This is a genomic window from Sulfitobacter aestuariivivens, assembly GCF_014763045.1.
Taxonomy (GTDB): Bacteria; Pseudomonadota; Alphaproteobacteria; order Rhodobacterales; family Rhodobacteraceae; genus Sulfitobacter; species Sulfitobacter aestuariivivens.
The window spans coordinates 12,516-27,852 of record NZ_JACTAG010000005.1 but is presented as its reverse complement, the minus strand read 5'-3'; the positions used below and the strand labels follow the sequence as shown (position 1 = coordinate 27,852).

15 protein-coding genes are annotated in these 15,337 nt (G+C 55.8%); all 15 read right to left on the bottom strand.

Annotated features, from left to right (window positions below):
* Positions 1-16 precede the first annotated feature (16 nt).
* The gene (locus H9Q16_RS19960) at positions 17-940 is read right to left on the bottom strand and encodes a type II secretion system F family protein (protein ID WP_191077246.1); all 924 of its coding nucleotides are present in this window, start codon (positions 938-940) and stop codon (positions 17-19) included.
* A gap of 30 nt (positions 941-970) precedes the next feature.
* A complete protein-coding gene (locus H9Q16_RS19955; protein ID WP_191077245.1) occupies positions 971-1,933 on the bottom strand; it encodes a type II secretion system F family protein in 963 nt (320 codons plus the stop codon).
* Between the two features lie 3 nt (positions 1,934-1,936).
* Positions 1,937-3,352 carry a TadA family conjugal transfer-associated ATPase gene (locus H9Q16_RS19950; protein ID WP_191077244.1) on the bottom strand — a complete coding sequence of 472 codons (1,416 nt, stop codon included), beginning with the start codon at positions 3,350-3,352 and terminating at the stop codon, positions 1,937-1,939.
* Between the two features lie 14 nt (positions 3,353-3,366).
* Positions 3,367-3,933 (bottom strand): L,D-transpeptidase, encoded by a 567-nt coding sequence (locus H9Q16_RS19945; RefSeq protein ID WP_191077243.1) that lies wholly within the window; start codon positions 3,931-3,933, stop codon positions 3,367-3,369.
* A gap of 5 nt (positions 3,934-3,938) precedes the next feature.
* Positions 3,939-4,988, bottom strand: a complete 1,050-nt coding sequence (locus H9Q16_RS19940; protein WP_191077242.1) for a CpaE/TadZ family protein — start codon at positions 4,986-4,988, stop codon at positions 3,939-3,941.
* Between the two features lie 128 nt (positions 4,989-5,116).
* A complete protein-coding gene (locus H9Q16_RS19935; protein WP_191077241.1) occupies positions 5,117-5,746 on the bottom strand; it encodes a TadE/TadG family type IV pilus assembly protein in 630 nt (209 codons plus the stop codon).
* Entirely contained in the window at positions 5,740-6,210 is a 471-nt protein-coding gene (locus H9Q16_RS19930; RefSeq protein ID WP_191077240.1) for a TadE/TadG family type IV pilus assembly protein, read from the bottom strand. Before H9Q16_RS19930 ends, H9Q16_RS19935 begins: the two co-directional genes overlap by 7 nt.
* Positions 6,211-6,500: 290 nt before the next feature.
* Positions 6,501-7,946 carry a type II and III secretion system protein family protein gene (locus H9Q16_RS19920; RefSeq protein ID WP_191077238.1) on the bottom strand — a complete coding sequence of 482 codons (1,446 nt, stop codon included), beginning with the start codon at positions 7,944-7,946 and terminating at the stop codon, positions 6,501-6,503.
* A 47-nt stretch (positions 7,947-7,993) separates the two neighbouring features.
* Positions 7,994-9,076: a Flp pilus assembly protein CpaB gene (gene cpaB / locus H9Q16_RS19915; protein ID WP_191077237.1), complete on the bottom strand. Its 1,083-nt coding sequence runs from the start codon at positions 9,074-9,076 to the stop codon at positions 7,994-7,996.
* Between the two features lie 212 nt (positions 9,077-9,288).
* Positions 9,289-9,507: a Flp family type IVb pilin gene (locus tag H9Q16_RS19910; RefSeq protein ID WP_216859529.1), complete on the bottom strand. Its 219-nt coding sequence runs from the start codon at positions 9,505-9,507 to the stop codon at positions 9,289-9,291.
* A gap of 436 nt (positions 9,508-9,943) precedes the next feature.
* Complete coding sequence (locus tag H9Q16_RS19905) at positions 9,944-11,620, bottom strand: TadE/TadG family type IV pilus assembly protein (protein WP_191077236.1); 1,677 nt, start codon at positions 11,618-11,620, stop codon at positions 9,944-9,946.
* A gap of 100 nt (positions 11,621-11,720) precedes the next feature.
* Positions 11,721-12,203, bottom strand: coding sequence for a prepilin peptidase (locus H9Q16_RS19900; RefSeq protein WP_191077235.1), 483 nt, complete (start codon positions 12,201-12,203; stop codon positions 11,721-11,723).
* Between the two features lie 25 nt (positions 12,204-12,228).
* The gene (locus tag H9Q16_RS19895; RefSeq protein WP_216859528.1) at positions 12,229-12,753 is read right to left on the bottom strand and encodes a tetratricopeptide repeat protein; all 525 of its coding nucleotides are present in this window, start codon (positions 12,751-12,753) and stop codon (positions 12,229-12,231) included.
* A gap of 162 nt (positions 12,754-12,915) precedes the next feature.
* Positions 12,916-13,389, bottom strand: a complete 474-nt coding sequence (locus H9Q16_RS19890) for a monooxygenase family protein (protein ID WP_191077234.1) — start codon at positions 13,387-13,389, stop codon at positions 12,916-12,918.
* 51 nt (positions 13,390-13,440) lie between these two features.
* Entirely contained in the window at positions 13,441-15,318 is a 1,878-nt protein-coding gene (locus H9Q16_RS19885; protein WP_191077233.1) for a hypothetical protein, read from the bottom strand.
* Between the last annotated feature and the right edge of the window lie 19 nt (positions 15,319-15,337).

The following is a 15,337-nucleotide window of genomic DNA, read 5'->3' as shown; positions in this document are numbered from 1 at the left end:
CGCGCTTTGATCAGGCTTACGACGGTGCAAGACCCGAAAGCATCGCGATGATGGTCATCAAAATGGGCACGAGCACGATAATCAGGTTCACCGGGAACATGAAGACCGCCATGGGAAACAGCATCTTGACCGGCAAGGAGTTTGCCTTTTCCTCGGCTCTGATGATCCTCAATTGGCGCATTTCCCGGGCAAAGACGCGCAGGGTCTTACCCACACTGGCACCCAGTTCCTGGCTTTGTTTGAACAGGACGGCGAGCGTCCGTGCTTCGTCAAGCGCGATGCGCTTGGAGAAGTTGTTCAGGGCTTCGTGCAGCGGTCGTCCTGCACGTATCTCAAGGTTGATGATACTCAGTTGGACCCCAAAATCCTTGGTTGTCAGGAGGAATTCGCGTGTCACCCGTTCAATGGCGGCTTCAATGCCAAGGCCCGAGTCCACACAGACCAGCAGCAGGTCCAGAAAATCGGGAAAGATCTTCTTGAATTCCCGCGATCTGCGTTTGCCGATGTTTTCAAGAACGGCGGAACACAGGACAAACGCCAGTCCAGCTGCGAGCATTGCCAGAACAATAATGACCGCTGTACTGAGCTGTTCAAATACAAGTCCCGTCCCGAATTGAACCGCTGAGAACACAGCAGCGGCAATAAAGGACCGAATGATGTTGAATTTGGTCACTGCAGACTTTGAGAAATACCCCGCCTGCACAAGGCGCATGGGCAGTGAGTTTACAGGTTGGGTTTGCACAACGTCCAGATAATACCGGATGTCTTCGTTTTCAGATCCAAGGATACGGTCGATCTCAGCATCCGTTTCAGAACGCCTCGCGCGTGTCGATCCGATGTTGCGCGAGATTTCCGCGCGCCGAATGAAAAAATTCGATATCGCGAAGGTCACCAAGAGAACGGCGACAAACAGGCTGAGTAGGATTAACGTCTGGTCCAAAGCATCCGCTCCCGGCGGTCAATCACACAGTTAGAAATCAAAGTTAACCAATCGTCGGATGACGATCATGCCGAAGAAGATCAATGCAAGGCAGACACCAACAACAATCCCGCCATAGCCGCTTTCCCAGACCGGGTCGAAGTAGACCGGAACCATGAACAGCAGCATGTAAAATAGGCCAAAGGGAAACAGGAGCATGATCCAGGCCGTGATACGACCTTCGGCCGAAATCGCCCTGATCTTGGCCCGGATCATCAATCGGTCCCGGATCATTTGTGCGAGGTTTTCCAGGATTTCAGCGAGGTTGCCGCCAGTGCCACGTTGTACACTTACGCTGACCGTGACCATATTCAATTCATCCGCGCCGACCCGGTCGTACATGTTCAGCATGGCCTGTTCCAATTCGGAACCAAAGGTCATCTGATCGCTGAGAATGCCGAATTCCGATCCGATCGGGTCAGGCATCTCGCGCGATACCAGCGCAATGGATGTTGTCAGCGGGTGGCCTGCATTAAGGCTGCGCACGATAATATCTATCGCGGGTGCCAGTTGTGCGGTGAACACCTTGATGCGATTGCGGCGCATCATAATCAAAAGCAGAATGGCCGACCCAAACCCAAAGATCAGAGCAAAGACAACCAGATATGTCGTGTTTTGGGTGACGAAAAGTGCCCCCAATATATAGCCAACCAAACACAGGAACGCGACACTGACGATGCGCCGTGGCATGCTGTATTCCCGCCCGGTCTGGGCAATCAGCTGATTGAACCAGCCTCCCAGCGTCTGTTCGCCATCGCGACCGCCAATACCGCGCCGCTTGAGGAGTTCGCCAAAGGCGTTTTCGGCCCCCTTCGTCTGACGCAAAGCCTCAAGGCGGTTGGCCACATCGCTGTTGGCCCGCCTGATCGTGGAGACCGCACGCAGCAGCGTGTCAATGGACAACAACGCAGCCGCAAAGATCAGACCGTAAAAGACATATGGATTTTCAAACATGGGTTACAGCGCGGTTGAAGGGTTGAACATATGCGGATCGAGATGAATGTTCATCGTCTCAAGATCCCCGATAAAGCTGGGCCGCACACCTGTGGCGCGGAATTCGGTGCTGATTTTGCCGTCTTCGGCCACACCGAGGCGGCGCAGCTTGTGAATTTCCTGCAGCTGGATGATGTCCCCTTCCATGCCCGTAATCTCGGCAATGGAGGTCACACGCCGCGAGCCGTCCCGCATGCGCGACAACTGGACTATCATATGTACCGCTGAGCTGATCTGCGACCGGATCGCCATCTGGCTCATTGGCATACCGGCCATACCGACCATCTGCTCCACCCGGCTGATCGCATCGCGGGGGTTGTTGGCGTGAATGGTCGACATCGATCCTTCGTGGCCGGTGTTCATGGCTTGCAGCATATCAAACGCCTCGGGGCCCCTGACTTCGCCGATGATCACGCGGTCAGGGCGCATCCGCAGGGCGTTCTTGACCAGATCACGCTGCAAAATCTCGTTGCGCCCATCCACAGTGGGGGGGCGAGTTTCCAGCCGCACAACATGGGGCTGCTGCAACTGAAGTTCGGCCGCGTCTTCGATCGTCACCAGACGTTCGTCATGCGGAATGAAGCTGGACAGCGCATTCAGCATTGTCGTTTTACCAGAGCCCGTTCCGCCCGAGACGATCATCGAAACCTTTGCTTCCACCGCTGCGGCCAACAGTTCGGCCATGCCCTTTGACAGCGCACCTGCCTCAACAAGTTTGAGGAGTGACAAGGGGTTACGGGAAAATTTACGAATGGACACCTGTGGTCCGTCGACTGCGACAGGCCGAATTGCCACGTTTACCCGCGACCCATCCTGCAGGCGCGCATCCACCAATGGCGAGGATTCGTCGACGCGCCGTCCGACAGCTGCAACCACCTTGTTCACGATGCGCATCAAATGCGCCTCGTCCTTGAAGCGCACGCTGGTCTTTTCCAGCTTGCCCCGTCGTTCCACATAGGTGGTGCCCGATCCGACAATCAGAATATCTGCAATTGAATCGTCGGCCAACAGCGGCTCCAACGGGCCAAGGCCCAGCATCTCGTCCCCGATGTCCTTGATCAGTGAATCAAGTTCGGTTGCGTTCAGAGGAAGCTTGTTTTCCTTGGCATAGCTCCGCACCAGCGGGCGCAGCTCTTCGTGAATCTCTTCGGATTCCATCGTGTCGAGGATCGACAGGTTGATCTTGTCCAGCAAATGCCGGTGCAGGGCCACACGTTCGGCAACGAAATCCGGGCCGGCGCCGGCGTCAGACCCGAAAGGGGCGGGTTTATGCGCGCCATTCGATGACTTGGTGCTGAATTCATCAAGCTTGAGCACGTCCGGCTTTGACGGGGTCTCCGCCTCGGCGGGTGTGGAACTGCGAAAAAATCGTCCGGCCATACTCTTTTCCTCGATCAATACACGATAACTTTGGTGCCGTTTCCAACTTTCTGGAACAGGTCTATGACGTCTCGGTTTGTCAGGCGGAAACAGCCTGAGGTTTCGTAATTTCCGACCGTACCCGCGCTATTGGTCCCGTGGATACGGTAAAGAGTATCGCGCCCGTTTTCATAAAGATACAAGGCCCGCGCGCCCAACGGGTTGTATGGGCCCGGCGGTACATAGCTGGGCAAACCGGTATCGCGTTTGCGCATTTCGCCCGGCGGGCGCCAGCCCGGCCATTCTGCCTTGCGCGCCACGTATGTTGTCCCGGTCCAGACAAACCCCTCGCGTCCGATGGAAACGAGGTATTTCTCGGCTTTGCCGCCCCCCAGAACCCGCAGCAATGTGCGGTCCGCGTTGGAGATGATGATCGTTCCGGCCTTTTCGCGCCCGGTGTAGGGCACGATCGACATCGTGCTTTCACCGTGTGTACGCGGTACTTTCTTGTTGGCCGCCCCCGCAGGTCTGCCAAATGCCGTTGCGCCCACAACTGCGGCACTCAGGCCACCAGCCAGGAACGTGCGTCTGTTATGTGTCATCTTTCTCACTTGGCCGGTGCACCCATCATGTTGGCAGATTTCATGTAACCAGTCAGCTTCTTGAGAAACTGTGCGCGTGTCGAGATGTCGCTTGGCAGGACGCCCCGATCAGTTGCCTCGCCAATAAGGGAGTGATCGGCAGGCAAATAGGTAAACGGCGTGTCTTCCAGCAACTCCTTGATCCGGCGGCTTGAGATGCGTTGGCCAAACAGCCTGCCAGAGTGCTTGTTAAAGACGACGTGGATCGGGAAATCCTCGCCGCGCAGTTCCTTGATCTGCTCGATTTGATCAAGCGTATGCTTGATCGCGGGCAGATTGACTTCGCTGACCAGTGTCACGGTGTTGACCGCCGACAGCACATCATTGCGCCATTCGGTGGCGTAATAGGGGATGTCCAGAAACAGTGTCGTATGCTCAAGGCTGACCACGTCCAGAAGGCGCAGGATCAATTCGTACCCGTTCAGTTCGGTGTTCAGATCCGGACGTTTGAAAGAGTACAGGTAAAAGCCGGAATCGTGTTGTTGCTGGATGACGCTGACGAATTCGCTGTCAACGCGGCGCGGCGCCGATGCCACAGAGCCCAGATTGAACGTGCTCACCATATTCAGCACATAGCTGCAGTTGCCCGTCGAAAAATCGAGATCGACCAGCGCGATGTTCGGGTCCTTCTTGGCCAGCCGTCGGCTGGCAATGTCGGCCATGTTGATGGCCAGTGTCGTGGCCCCTGCCCCGCCGACGCAGGAAATCACCGCATTGACTTGATTTGTGGTTGTCCTGCTGGACCGCACGGTGCTGCGGATGGCGCTCAGCAGCCCCTCGTCGTCGATGGGTTTGCGCAGCCAGTCTTGTACGTTGTACTTGAACAGCTGGCGCATGGCATCGGGCGTCAGTTCTTCGGACACCAGTATCAAGGGCGTCTCAGGGGCCTTGGCGCGCACCTCGGCAAAGATCTGCAGCTCGTCTTCGCCCATTTCATCGAAATCCACGACGATCACGTCCGCCGTCGGCACGCTGGGGTCAGAGTTGACCTCGTTCACCCGCAATTTCGTGATCATGAAACGGCTGTTCTTTGCAATGTTATCAGCCGCGACGCTTTCATCCAGCGATGTGCCGAGGATGATAACGACGCGAGTCAACGCACCTGTATTCATATTGGTTTATCCACTATTATCACTTAAATTTACTAGCATAGCGCCTTGCAACTGCTCAGATCTTCACTTGTTGTGCTCACCCGGTGGGGTGGCAGTGTATAGTTGGCCAGCACAGGGATCAGCCTGTCCAGCAGAATGAAGCCAAAACCGACGTCGCGCAATTCCACAGTGATCGTGGACACCGCGCCAAAAGGTCGCCCGACATACCCCAGTCCACTGCGGGAATAGGTGATCACGATATTGTCCGATGTGATCCAGGGCGCAACATCGCAAACCCCGACACGGGCCGACCCGCGACCGCAAACACCATCACCGCCGGTCATCAGTCGGTCCATTGAAGTGGGATCACATGGCGTCGTGCCGCCACCGCAGCTGATTGTCCTCGAAGTGGCCGGCGTTGCGTCCCCTTCACCGATGGTTCCGTAATCGTCGGTCATGTAGGTTTCATAGGCGGTGCGCGTCATCATCGGTGACGAAACAGACACGTGTCGCGCGCCCAGCTGAACGGCTTTGACGGTCTGGTTCCAGTGGAACACTGCCACACCAAATTCAACCATGGCCGTGATCGCAAGAAGCACGATTGGCATCACCAACAGAGCTTCGACAAGCGCGATACCGTCTTCGTTCCGGATCAGGCCTCTTCTGCTACGCCGTTTCACCATCCAAGATACCTCGTCTGGTAATAGTACCCAATCGTGAACTGTTGCGGAAAGACAAGGGGCAGCAGCGGGCCCGAATTATAGACAACAGTACCCCGCACAGTGATGATATCATTCTCATCGGGCGTGCTGGGGAGGGTGGTTGGCGTGATCGACAGCTCAGACGCCTCATCCCATCCAGGGACACGGGGCGCACCGCCGCCCGGATTGCCGGTAAACGCGATCAGCCGTGCAGTCGCGATATCGCAGCTCATGAAAGCGTTTCCCGCGCCATCCGTGGGGCGGCACCGGGCCCAATATCGGGCCGCATCCTTTACACCAGCCTGTAGCTGCTGACGCTGCCACATCATGTTGCCGAACTCGAGAATGCCAACCGCAAAGATCGTCAGAACGGGCACCGCCAACAGCGTTTCTACAAGAACAACGCCACGTTCTTCACCGACGAACTTTTTAATCAGGGCGCGCATTGCGATCAAACTCCGTACCTATTTGTCAACAGTGCTCTACCGGCGGTTTTGCCTGATTTACCTCCGAATATTCACCAGTCCGGCGTGGGTACCTGCACAAGCCGGCAGCTGTGTCAGTTTAGAGGTTGATGTCCGTATCATAGACATTCGGTGGCCACGCTCTGATTGCCTGAATCGCGGTGTTCGCTTCACTCGCATCACCCGTGTGCTGGGAAATCCGATCCCGGTTGCTCAGATAATCGCCACATCCGCTCAGGACGAGAGCCGTGACAAGTGCCATCGCGCCCAGCTTATTTTTTGATGATAAGGGCATCGTCAAACTCCAATTCAATCATGTGACCATAAGGCCCGACCACGTCCGCACCTTCGCGGAACTTGCGCAGCAAGGGCCGATCAACTTCAAGCATGCCATACAGGAACAATTCCACATCGTCGGATGATCGTGTGCCATCCAGCGGCGTCACCAATTGCTCGTTCGGCGCAACGGGGCGCACCAGACGCGGCGTGACCACGATGACCAGATCGGTTTCGCTTTTCTGGAACCCAGTTGAGCGGAACAACGTACCGATGATCGGCACCTGACCCAGCCAGGGCAATTGCTGAATGTTGCGCGCATTGTCCGACTGCAGCAGACCAGCAATCGCAAAGCTCTGCCCATCACGCAGGGATACAGTCGTATCCGCACGGCGGGTAAAGAAGGATGGCTGCCCGTTCACCAGATTGGAGAAGTCCACATCGGATACTTCCGGCGTGACGCGCAGATTGATCAAACCACGATCCAGCACAACAGGCAGGAAGTTCAGTTTGACACCATATTCGCGATAAGAGGTCTCTGACGCGGCTGATCCGTTTTCAGCCAGTGTCGTGCGAGAGATCGGAACCTCACCACCGACAACAAAGTTCGCCTCGACGCCGCTTGTCGTTGTCAATTTGGGATTGGCCAAGCGACGGGCCAGGCCTTTGGCCTCCAGCGCGTTGATGACAAAATCAACCTGCGTCCCGCTGATTTCCAGCAAGTTCCCGACAAACGTCCCAAATGGCTGTCCACCTGCTGTCGCGGCACCTTGACCAGTCGTAAAGCCACGCCCGCTGTCGCTGATACCAGTCAGGCCAACGCCCAGCTCGCGTCCTGAGTTGCGCTCAACTTCCAGAATGCGAACGTCCAGTTCAACTTGACGAGGGTCTGCAACCCGAACTGAGTTGATCACCGCCTCGCCTGAGAATTTCTGGCTGATTTCAAGAATGGTCTGCAGATCGCGCGAATCCTTCACCTCGCCTGACAGGCGAATGCGATCATTCACATTGGTGACAGAGACCTGCGCACTTGGAACAGCGGCTCTCAAAGCTGATTCCAGCTCACTGAAATCGCTGCGCACGCGGACGTCGATAACTTCAAGCAGACGCTTTTCTTCTGAATAAAGCGTCACGTTGGTCAGACCCGTGCCCTTGGACTGGATATACAGTGAGGTGTCCGTCAGCGGGAACACGTCAAGAATGTTGGTGTTGCCAATCAGAATGTCCGAATATGGCGAACTTGTTTCGACTGTCAGTGTTTCACCCGGGTTCATCCGGATGCGCGACACGATGCCATCATCAATGACGATGTCGCGCACCTGCGCCTGCGCAGCGCTTGTGATGAATACCATCGCCAGTGCGGCGACGATAAGGTTAAATATGTGCCCTGCGCGCTTCTGCCTGCGAAGCGGTGATGCGATTGCCTTAACGACGTGTGTCATTGTCCCATCCGATATTTCTGCTCATCCTGCGTACGAGTGGCCCAGCCCTAGTTTGACGACACGCCGAGTTTTTCGTCGGCGTTTTCATCCTCAAGAACGTCAACCTGGTCCTCTTCTTTTTTCTTATCGACTTTATACTCGTTCCTCTGGCCATTCCGAATAACACCAATTGTACTCTTTTGCGGCACAATGGGGGCCATTTCGACCACAACTTCTTTTACCTCTTCTTGCTCTTGAAGTTTAGCTTCAACTCCCTCCAGCTTCTCAGACATCCCGGTTGAGAGGTCTTTTAGCAACTGTTCGAGGTTCTCAAGACGTTCATCGGACGGATCGGGCAGCGCCGGATCTTCGCCTTCTTCCTCAAGTCTGGCTTCGATCAGGCTATCAGAGATATCCAGATCGCTGAGGTCATTGATGGTAATGCGTTCGCTGTTTTCGATATCGGTCGATGCGACGGGGCGCAGCGTCAGGGACAGCGTGCCAACGGTCGCACCGAGGGTCAGCTTTTGCGCTTCAATCGTATTGACCTCGAATGTGACACTGCGCACGACGCTCGGGTTGTCCTTGCGTTCGTCAGATGTCTGGTCGATCGCCAGGACTTTCACACCCTGCAACAACACATCTGTAAATCCGTTGCGCGTCAGCATGACGTTGACGCGGTCACCCGGCAAAACAAATCCGGCAACGCCAGCGATGTCATTCACACGAATGGATACAGCTGTCATGCCCTCTGCCAGAATTGTGGACATCTTGGCCCGCACACCTGGTTCCGTTACCTTTGAGGACAAAATGGGCTCGCCAATCGCCATCGGGGTCAAGGCAAATCTTGCCGTATCTTCGCCTTCGCCAATCACAAGGTCTTCGATTTTCGCATAGCTGCCTTCGGGACGGATGGCACCGGACCATTCGATTTCCCGCACCGTTGTCCGATTGATCCGCTCACCGAACTGAACAGCCTCTGCCGCGACCACGATCGTATCTTTGGGCGCCTCGTCCTCGCGCTGCGCTTGTTGCTGCAACGCGGTCATAAATTCCTGGCGCTCGGTCGATAGCCAGTTTTGCGCGCCGTAAACGGCCGCACCAGCCAGAACAATCGCCACTAATAAACTCAGGATAGTTGAGAACCTCATCGTGCCCTCCTGTTAAACTGCCGTCCCAAGACCCACTTTATCATTCTGATATGCGCGGCGCCCGGGGTCATCATGGAATTCATGTGGCGTTACGCTTTGTTAACTTCTGTTATTCAGCATTTCGCCTTAAAATGAAATGACCCAACCTGCAAAGGTTGGATCATTTGTTGCTTTTTTGCTGTCAGCCATTTGATCCAACGGCTTGTCTGGTCTTAGGTCGAGAGATCTGGGGGTGGGTTCAGACCTGACAGCCATGTGGACCAAAGTCCCCACTGGGCACCGAGGTTTTCACCAAACGCCAGAACCGCCAGAACGACAGCAGCCGTCAGCAATCCAAGAAGAATAAGATATTCTGTCAGGGCGAGACCGTCTTCTTCGCCGCGAAGGCGGGCCGGAAGGCCGGATACATAGTTTACCATCTTTGTGTACATTTGTTACTCCTTAAAATGTTGTCTTCGCGCAAGTTAGACAGCGTGGGTCTTGTAAATATTTTTTACAATAATCAAACCATCTCACCCGAACCACACCGCACACTTTTGACACAGAATCGCCTCAAGTCAAAATTTTTCCTTCGAATTCAATAATTCTTAAGGAATTCGTGAACAGTGAGTGTCATTAGAGCACACTTCGCGGCATTGTTGAACGATCTGTCCGCCAAGCGCCTGAAAATTCTACCTATAGTAGTGGATCGATGGCGTTCTATGGGGTGTTTTCGGGCGGCAAACGAATCAACCTAAGGCATTGCCGCACAGAAACGCCACAATCTGGCGATCGATTCGCTTTCATCAGAATGCAGGTGCACGAACGAATACGACCCGGGACACATCCCGGGTCGTCGGTGTATCTTAAGACACTCGGCCAGCTTGGTCAGCGGACCAGGATCGATTCATTTCGAATGAAGGTATCCAGCGTTCCGTTGCTGCCAGAACCAGTGACGTCAACAATTTCAATATCAATAGTTGGATCGACGCTTGGCGCGTATGAATACACCGGGCGCGTCAGGAACATCGCGACATAACTGTTCACCACGTAGTTGTTGATGCCACCGCCCTCGCCGCTTTGGCTTTTGCAATCGATAAGCGCGCCGACGATCAGCCGCCTGTCATCGGCGGTCGGGCTGGTGTCGGGCGTGCGCTGTGGGTTCATGCTCGCACCACAAGCCGGACTTCCAATTTCGCCGGTCATCCCCGCCACGCTGGGATCACCTTCCGCGCGACCGATATTGTACCAGCCATTTTCAAGCTCTGCCAGATAGACGTCATATCGCGACGGCAGGCGTCCTGTATTTGAACTTAGCACGTTCTTGGGATGTGGTTGACCCGGTGAAACATTGTCGTACTCGGTGGTCCCAGGTCTGGGAATCGAACCTGCTGTCCAATAATTCTTTTCAAAGTACGTATAGATATCCCACTGATCATTGGCACCAATCGCGCCACCGGGCAGACCTTCGTTAGGTGCCGACATTGCTAAGTTGTCCGGAAAACCATAGGAAAAATCATCGGTTTCATTGTCGTTGAATCTGCCAGCGTCGATGTCCCAGACGTGGTCATCCCCCAACACAGCCGTGTTGTTACCACTTGCCACGCAATCATCGAAGTTCGGGTTGTTGGTGTTACCGGACAGATCCGGCAGCGCGCCCTTGCGCACGTTCAATGCCGGTCTGGGGACATAGCCTGAACTGTTGCTATAATTCCCGGCGTACATGTCAAACCGTGTATTGATCGCAGCGCCGATAGACGTTTTGGCGCCCGGCGCTGTGGTCACTAATCCGGCGTCATAGCACGTTGGATTGCTGGCTCCGGCGAACATGTCACTGATCGCACTGGCACCCGAAGAACCATCAACCTGAAGAAAGCTGAAGTTTCCAGGCGACTCGGTCTGATTGCCCGACATATGCAGACGCAACATCCGACCATGCAGGTCGCCCGCATCGTAACGTGCCTGAAGCTGGTCGCCCACGTATTCTCCATCAGAATCGTATTCGAACGGATTGCAGATATAGATCGGGGGGATCTTGCACGCGGCCGACACGGTCTTGGCAACGGCGTAGACCGCGATCGGCACCTCTTCGCGCAGATAGGTGACAGGGTTGAACGAAAAGGACTCAAGATTGCGCGACTGCGCGCGGACATAGATGAATTGCGCCGCAGTGCCGTCGTTGGTTGACGTCGCACTGATCCAGTCCTGGTCGATGAGCGTGGCATCATCTGGCGGAATGTCCGTCAGAAAGGCCACGAAGAATTCATTGCCGGGCGTGTCTTCGTATGTCAGCCGGATCTCGGTGTCGGTGTTGATGCCTAGCATGCTGACCGAATTGACAACCTTGCCCATGGCTTCCTTGGCCCGTGGGATTGACGTCACGCCCCCGTCCAGTTCCCGCGCACCCGCCAGTGCAATCGCATCCGCAGAAGCCTGCAGATCCGCATGGGCGTTGTTACCGCGACCGACATCGATGATCAGCAGGACGAACCCGAAAAAGATCGGCAACACCAGGATCGAGAAAATCAGGACAAAGCCATCCTCGGACCGGAACAGGCGTTTCATTTTAATCACTCCCATTATCGCGGCTTAGGAATATGTGGCGTTTGTAAATACGGGCCGCAATCAAAGGTTAACTTCCCATACCACATAGGGAAAATCAAGCTTACGTGAAAGCGCGCACTACTATAGCGGGAATTGCCGCGAGCCCCATCGGCACCGCATAAGGGGCTTTCCCGCTGGAGTTGAAGTCGCGCATCCGCGACACGATCTGGCCGCTGCCCTGCATCCGTGCGCTGATCCGCAGGAACACGACAAAGACCACCGACACGATCACAAGCAAAATGACGTAAAGCCCCAGATGCGCAAACCCGATGAACATCCCCAGCACGGCGTAAAGCTTGACGTCCCCTGCCCCCATCGCGCCGACCAGCCACATCACCAGGGCAATCATGAACAGCAGAACGCCCGCACCGATATCCGTCGCAAGACTTTGAAATCCGTTCAGGGCTGTCCACAGTCCATACAGCGCTAATAGAACCAGCACCGCACGGTTGCGCACTTTCATGGTATCGAAATCGACTCGCACAATATGCGCCAGCACAACAACAGCTGCCATCACAACAAGTGCGGATAAAACCCCGGTCACCGGCGCCTCTTTTCAGGCGTTCGGTTTACAGGCCTTTCAGATCGCCGCGCGACCGCTTGGGGTAGTTGACCGAATTGCGCAGCAGTTCAAGGTTGTTCGCCGCGCGTTCGTTCGACGGATCAATCTCATAGGCGCGCAGGAAGTGACGGCGTGCCGCAACCAGCTGGCCCTGCAACAACAGCGAATAGCCACGGTTGTTGTGATATTCGATCCGGTTGCCGATCACCGGCTGCAACTTGGCGTAGGCCGAATTGGACTGATCGAAACGGCCCAGCATGTCTGCGGACGCCGCAAAGCCCAAAAGTGCTGCGGGGTCATTGGGGACCTCGTTCAGCGCATCCTTGAATTGCTTGTACGCACGGCCATAGGCTTCGTCCCGGAACAGGACCCGGCCTTTGACGATGGGCGCGTCACTTTCATAGTATTCACGATTGGATGTGTCCCGCGCTGTCTCCGGGCTGTTGGAGAAGGCAGAGAAACCGCCGATTGGCATATCCTCGCACGCAGCAAGGCTCAGAACGAGGGTGAAGGCGAGTACAGTGCGCAACATAGTATCCTCAATAGTCTCATACCGCGCTCGATGCGGTGGATGTTTGAAATCTCTTGTTGAGCATGGATTGCATAGAATCAGATTCGAATGAATGGCTTTGTGCGAATAACGTCACAGCTGCGATGATTTTGACACATGCGATGGAACCGAAAGGCCCCTCACCTAACTGGAAAGCCTTTGTCTGGCGGCTTCCCGGCTGCCGGTGGCGGGCACAAGCTGGGCCGCTTTGCCCAAGCCGTATTCGGGCATCCCGGTATAGATAGCCTCGTACGCGCCGTCCCTGACAAGGTACGTCTCGTGCCAGATGCCGACATCGCTGCGGCTGGATTTGAAGCGGCGGTTAAATTCGATCCATTCAGGGAAATGCGTATGGTCCTTTGATCGGGCGTAGGCCTCAAGATGTTCAAAGCTGCGCCAATACTGCACGTTCACAAAGGTGCTCAGCGACTGATAGCCCAGAAAACCGGTGTCCTGCGCTGGCAGGTTCGACAGCTCTCTGAGCATTTTCGGCATGGTTTTGGCAAACCACAGCAAATCCCGCACCCGCCACCACTTGTTGATGCGCGCGCCGATTAGAAAGACCACAAAATCGCCTTCGATCTTTGCGGCCAGCCGCTCTGCCTTGATGTCTGCCACGTCTAAATTCCTTCAAATATTTTATAAATCAAACGTTCGTTGCGCGGCGGGTCACCTCCCCCGCGACGCGCCTGGATACCAGTCATAATCTTCCAACGCGCGCGGTGGCTCAACCCTCAGCGGATCGCAGGCTGCATGATAGACGGTCTGACCCTCTGGCCCGATCGGCAGATCCCAGCGGTCCATCTCCAACCCCTCAACCGGGTTGTGCAGCACGATATGATCCAGCTCAGGCACGGCCTTGCAGACCTCCTTGACCGCGTTCGCATCCGCCGGGCCTGTGGCATCCGGGTCCGCAGGTGCGGGGCAGCGGCCAGGTGGAATCTGGGTAAAGTCGAACGTGTTCAAAGGAGCAAGAAGTTGCCCGCGGCGCTCATGTTCAATTGCCTGTTCGCGATAAAAGAGTGTTCCGGATCGCTGCTTGCAGGAATAAAAAAGCGGCTTCCGCACTTTGGTCCACATCAGGCCGGCGCCATCTTCCCAATAGATGCCGTCGCCTTGCAGCGTCTCGATTACTTCTTGCGGCATTGGCGTATCGCTCTCCATAAAGCGTGCCCTGTCGGATTGTCGGTCAAACTGGATCACGGCGGCGATGAACGCCGCCCCCGCCAGCAGGATCGTATTCTCGCGCCCCTTCACAAGGAAGGTCGCCGCAATCAGCAATGCTGTAACGATCTGCGCAATCGCGTCAGTCAGCAAGTCTCCAAATTCGACGTAAACATATCCGCCCAAAGCCACGACCACGACTGTGGCCAGTACCGCCAGCAGGGCATTGAACCACCGCCAGAACGCGCCGGGCCGATCAGTCCAATAAGCAAGCAAAACAAGCGGAGCCATGGCGGTAGAAAAGACATGACTGACACCGGTCAGGTGCTCGACAACGTTCACGGCTAGGGCCATGAATAGAATGATGAAAGCTGCAGATCGCGCAGACTTGCTCACCAACAAATGCAGCACCAGCAGGTTGCCGAACAGGGCCACCCAGGCCAGCACGCGCCATGGCTGCAAGGCGGAAATCAGTCGATTTTCCAAAAGATCGGCGCCCACAAGGTTGATTGCGATAAACAGCACGCCCATTTGCAGGGTTGCCGTCGCGACCGTTGCGATCAGATGATCCCGCGATCGGGTGGCAATCAAAAGAACGACAACGTTCAACGCGTGCACCAGAACCGGGAACCATCCCCAATCACTCAGGAACCCAAGGGATCGGTACTTGTTCAGCAGTTCGCCCCAGACAGGATCATGGGTTTCCAGCAGCCACGAAAGCGGCGCAACCCCGGCTTGGGCTGCGGCGACGATCAAGGCCAGACCCAACAGGACAAGGGTCACCAGCCGGATGCTGGCAACAAAGGCCAGCGTCAGCCAGATACCACTAACTGACAGACCGACCAGCGGATGACAGACAGTACAGACGATCAACGCCAGCAGCGCCCGGCGCGTTTCATCCCGCAGGGCAAAGGCCAGCGCCATCATGCCAAAAGCTTCGGCAAAGGGGCGCGGGGTGACAAAGCCTTCGGCGTAGGACAGCACACCGATGCCGTATCCTGCGCCCATCAGTACCGTGATGGCCATTGCAATCAGCCAATTGCGCCGCTCGGGGTAGATCGTGCGCGCCAGCATCGCCAGTGCAAACAGCCACAAAAAGGCCTGCAAAGCGGTCAGCAGTTTCAGCGCCGGTCCCAAACCAATCTGCGCGGTCAACCACCCCTGAACGTAAGGAAAGAGAACAAGATTGCCCTGATTGCCGAACCGAAAGAACAGATCTTCGCTCAGATCTGCCGCTCCGGATTGCTGAAGGGCCTGCGCCGTGTACAGCACCGCATCGTGGTAAAGCCCTACATAGGGCCGCGTCAGGATATAGGCCGCCAGAATGGCCAGCAGCCATGCTATCTTGGAATATGGCGCTCTGTAGCGTGTCCCCCGTGCCATCGCTCAGCCCTGCCCCGCC

Excerpts from the sequence above, each read along its gene's own strand:
- H9Q16_RS19895 (WP_216859528.1), bottom strand. The coding sequence starts at position 12,753 with ATGTTGCGCACTGTACTCGCCTTCACCCTCGTTCTGAGCCTTGCTGCG.
- H9Q16_RS19940 (WP_191077242.1), bottom strand. The coding sequence starts at position 4,988 with ATGATCACGAAATTGCGGGTGAACGAGGTCAACTCTGACCCCAGCGTG.
- cpaB (WP_191077237.1), bottom strand. The coding sequence starts at position 9,076 with ATGAGGTTCTCAACTATCCTGAGTTTATTAGTGGCGATTGTTCTGGCT.
- H9Q16_RS19930 (WP_191077240.1), bottom strand. The coding sequence starts at position 6,210 with ATGCGCGCCCTGATTAAAAAGTTCGTCGGTGAAGAACGTGGCGTTGTT.
- H9Q16_RS19935 (WP_191077241.1), bottom strand. The coding sequence starts at position 5,746 with ATGGTGAAACGGCGTAGCAGAAGAGGCCTGATCCGGAACGAAGACGGT.
- H9Q16_RS19910 (WP_216859529.1), bottom strand. The coding sequence starts at position 9,507 with ATGTACACAAAGATGGTAAACTATGTATCCGGCCTTCCGGCCCGCCTT.
- H9Q16_RS19905 (WP_191077236.1), bottom strand. The coding sequence starts at position 11,620 with ATGAAACGCCTGTTCCGGTCCGAGGATGGCTTTGTCCTGATTTTCTCG.
- H9Q16_RS19955 (WP_191077245.1), bottom strand. The coding sequence starts at position 1,933 with ATGTTTGAAAATCCATATGTCTTTTACGGTCTGATCTTTGCGGCTGCG.
- H9Q16_RS19920 (WP_191077238.1), bottom strand. The coding sequence starts at position 7,946 with ATGACACACGTCGTTAAGGCAATCGCATCACCGCTTCGCAGGCAGAAG.
- H9Q16_RS19885 (WP_191077233.1), bottom strand. The coding sequence starts at position 15,318 with ATGGCACGGGGGACACGCTACAGAGCGCCATATTCCAAGATAGCATGG.
- H9Q16_RS19945 (WP_191077243.1), bottom strand. The coding sequence starts at position 3,933 with ATGACACATAACAGACGCACGTTCCTGGCTGGTGGCCTGAGTGCCGCA.
- H9Q16_RS19950 (WP_191077244.1), bottom strand. The coding sequence starts at position 3,352 with ATGGCCGGACGATTTTTTCGCAGTTCCACACCCGCCGAGGCGGAGACC.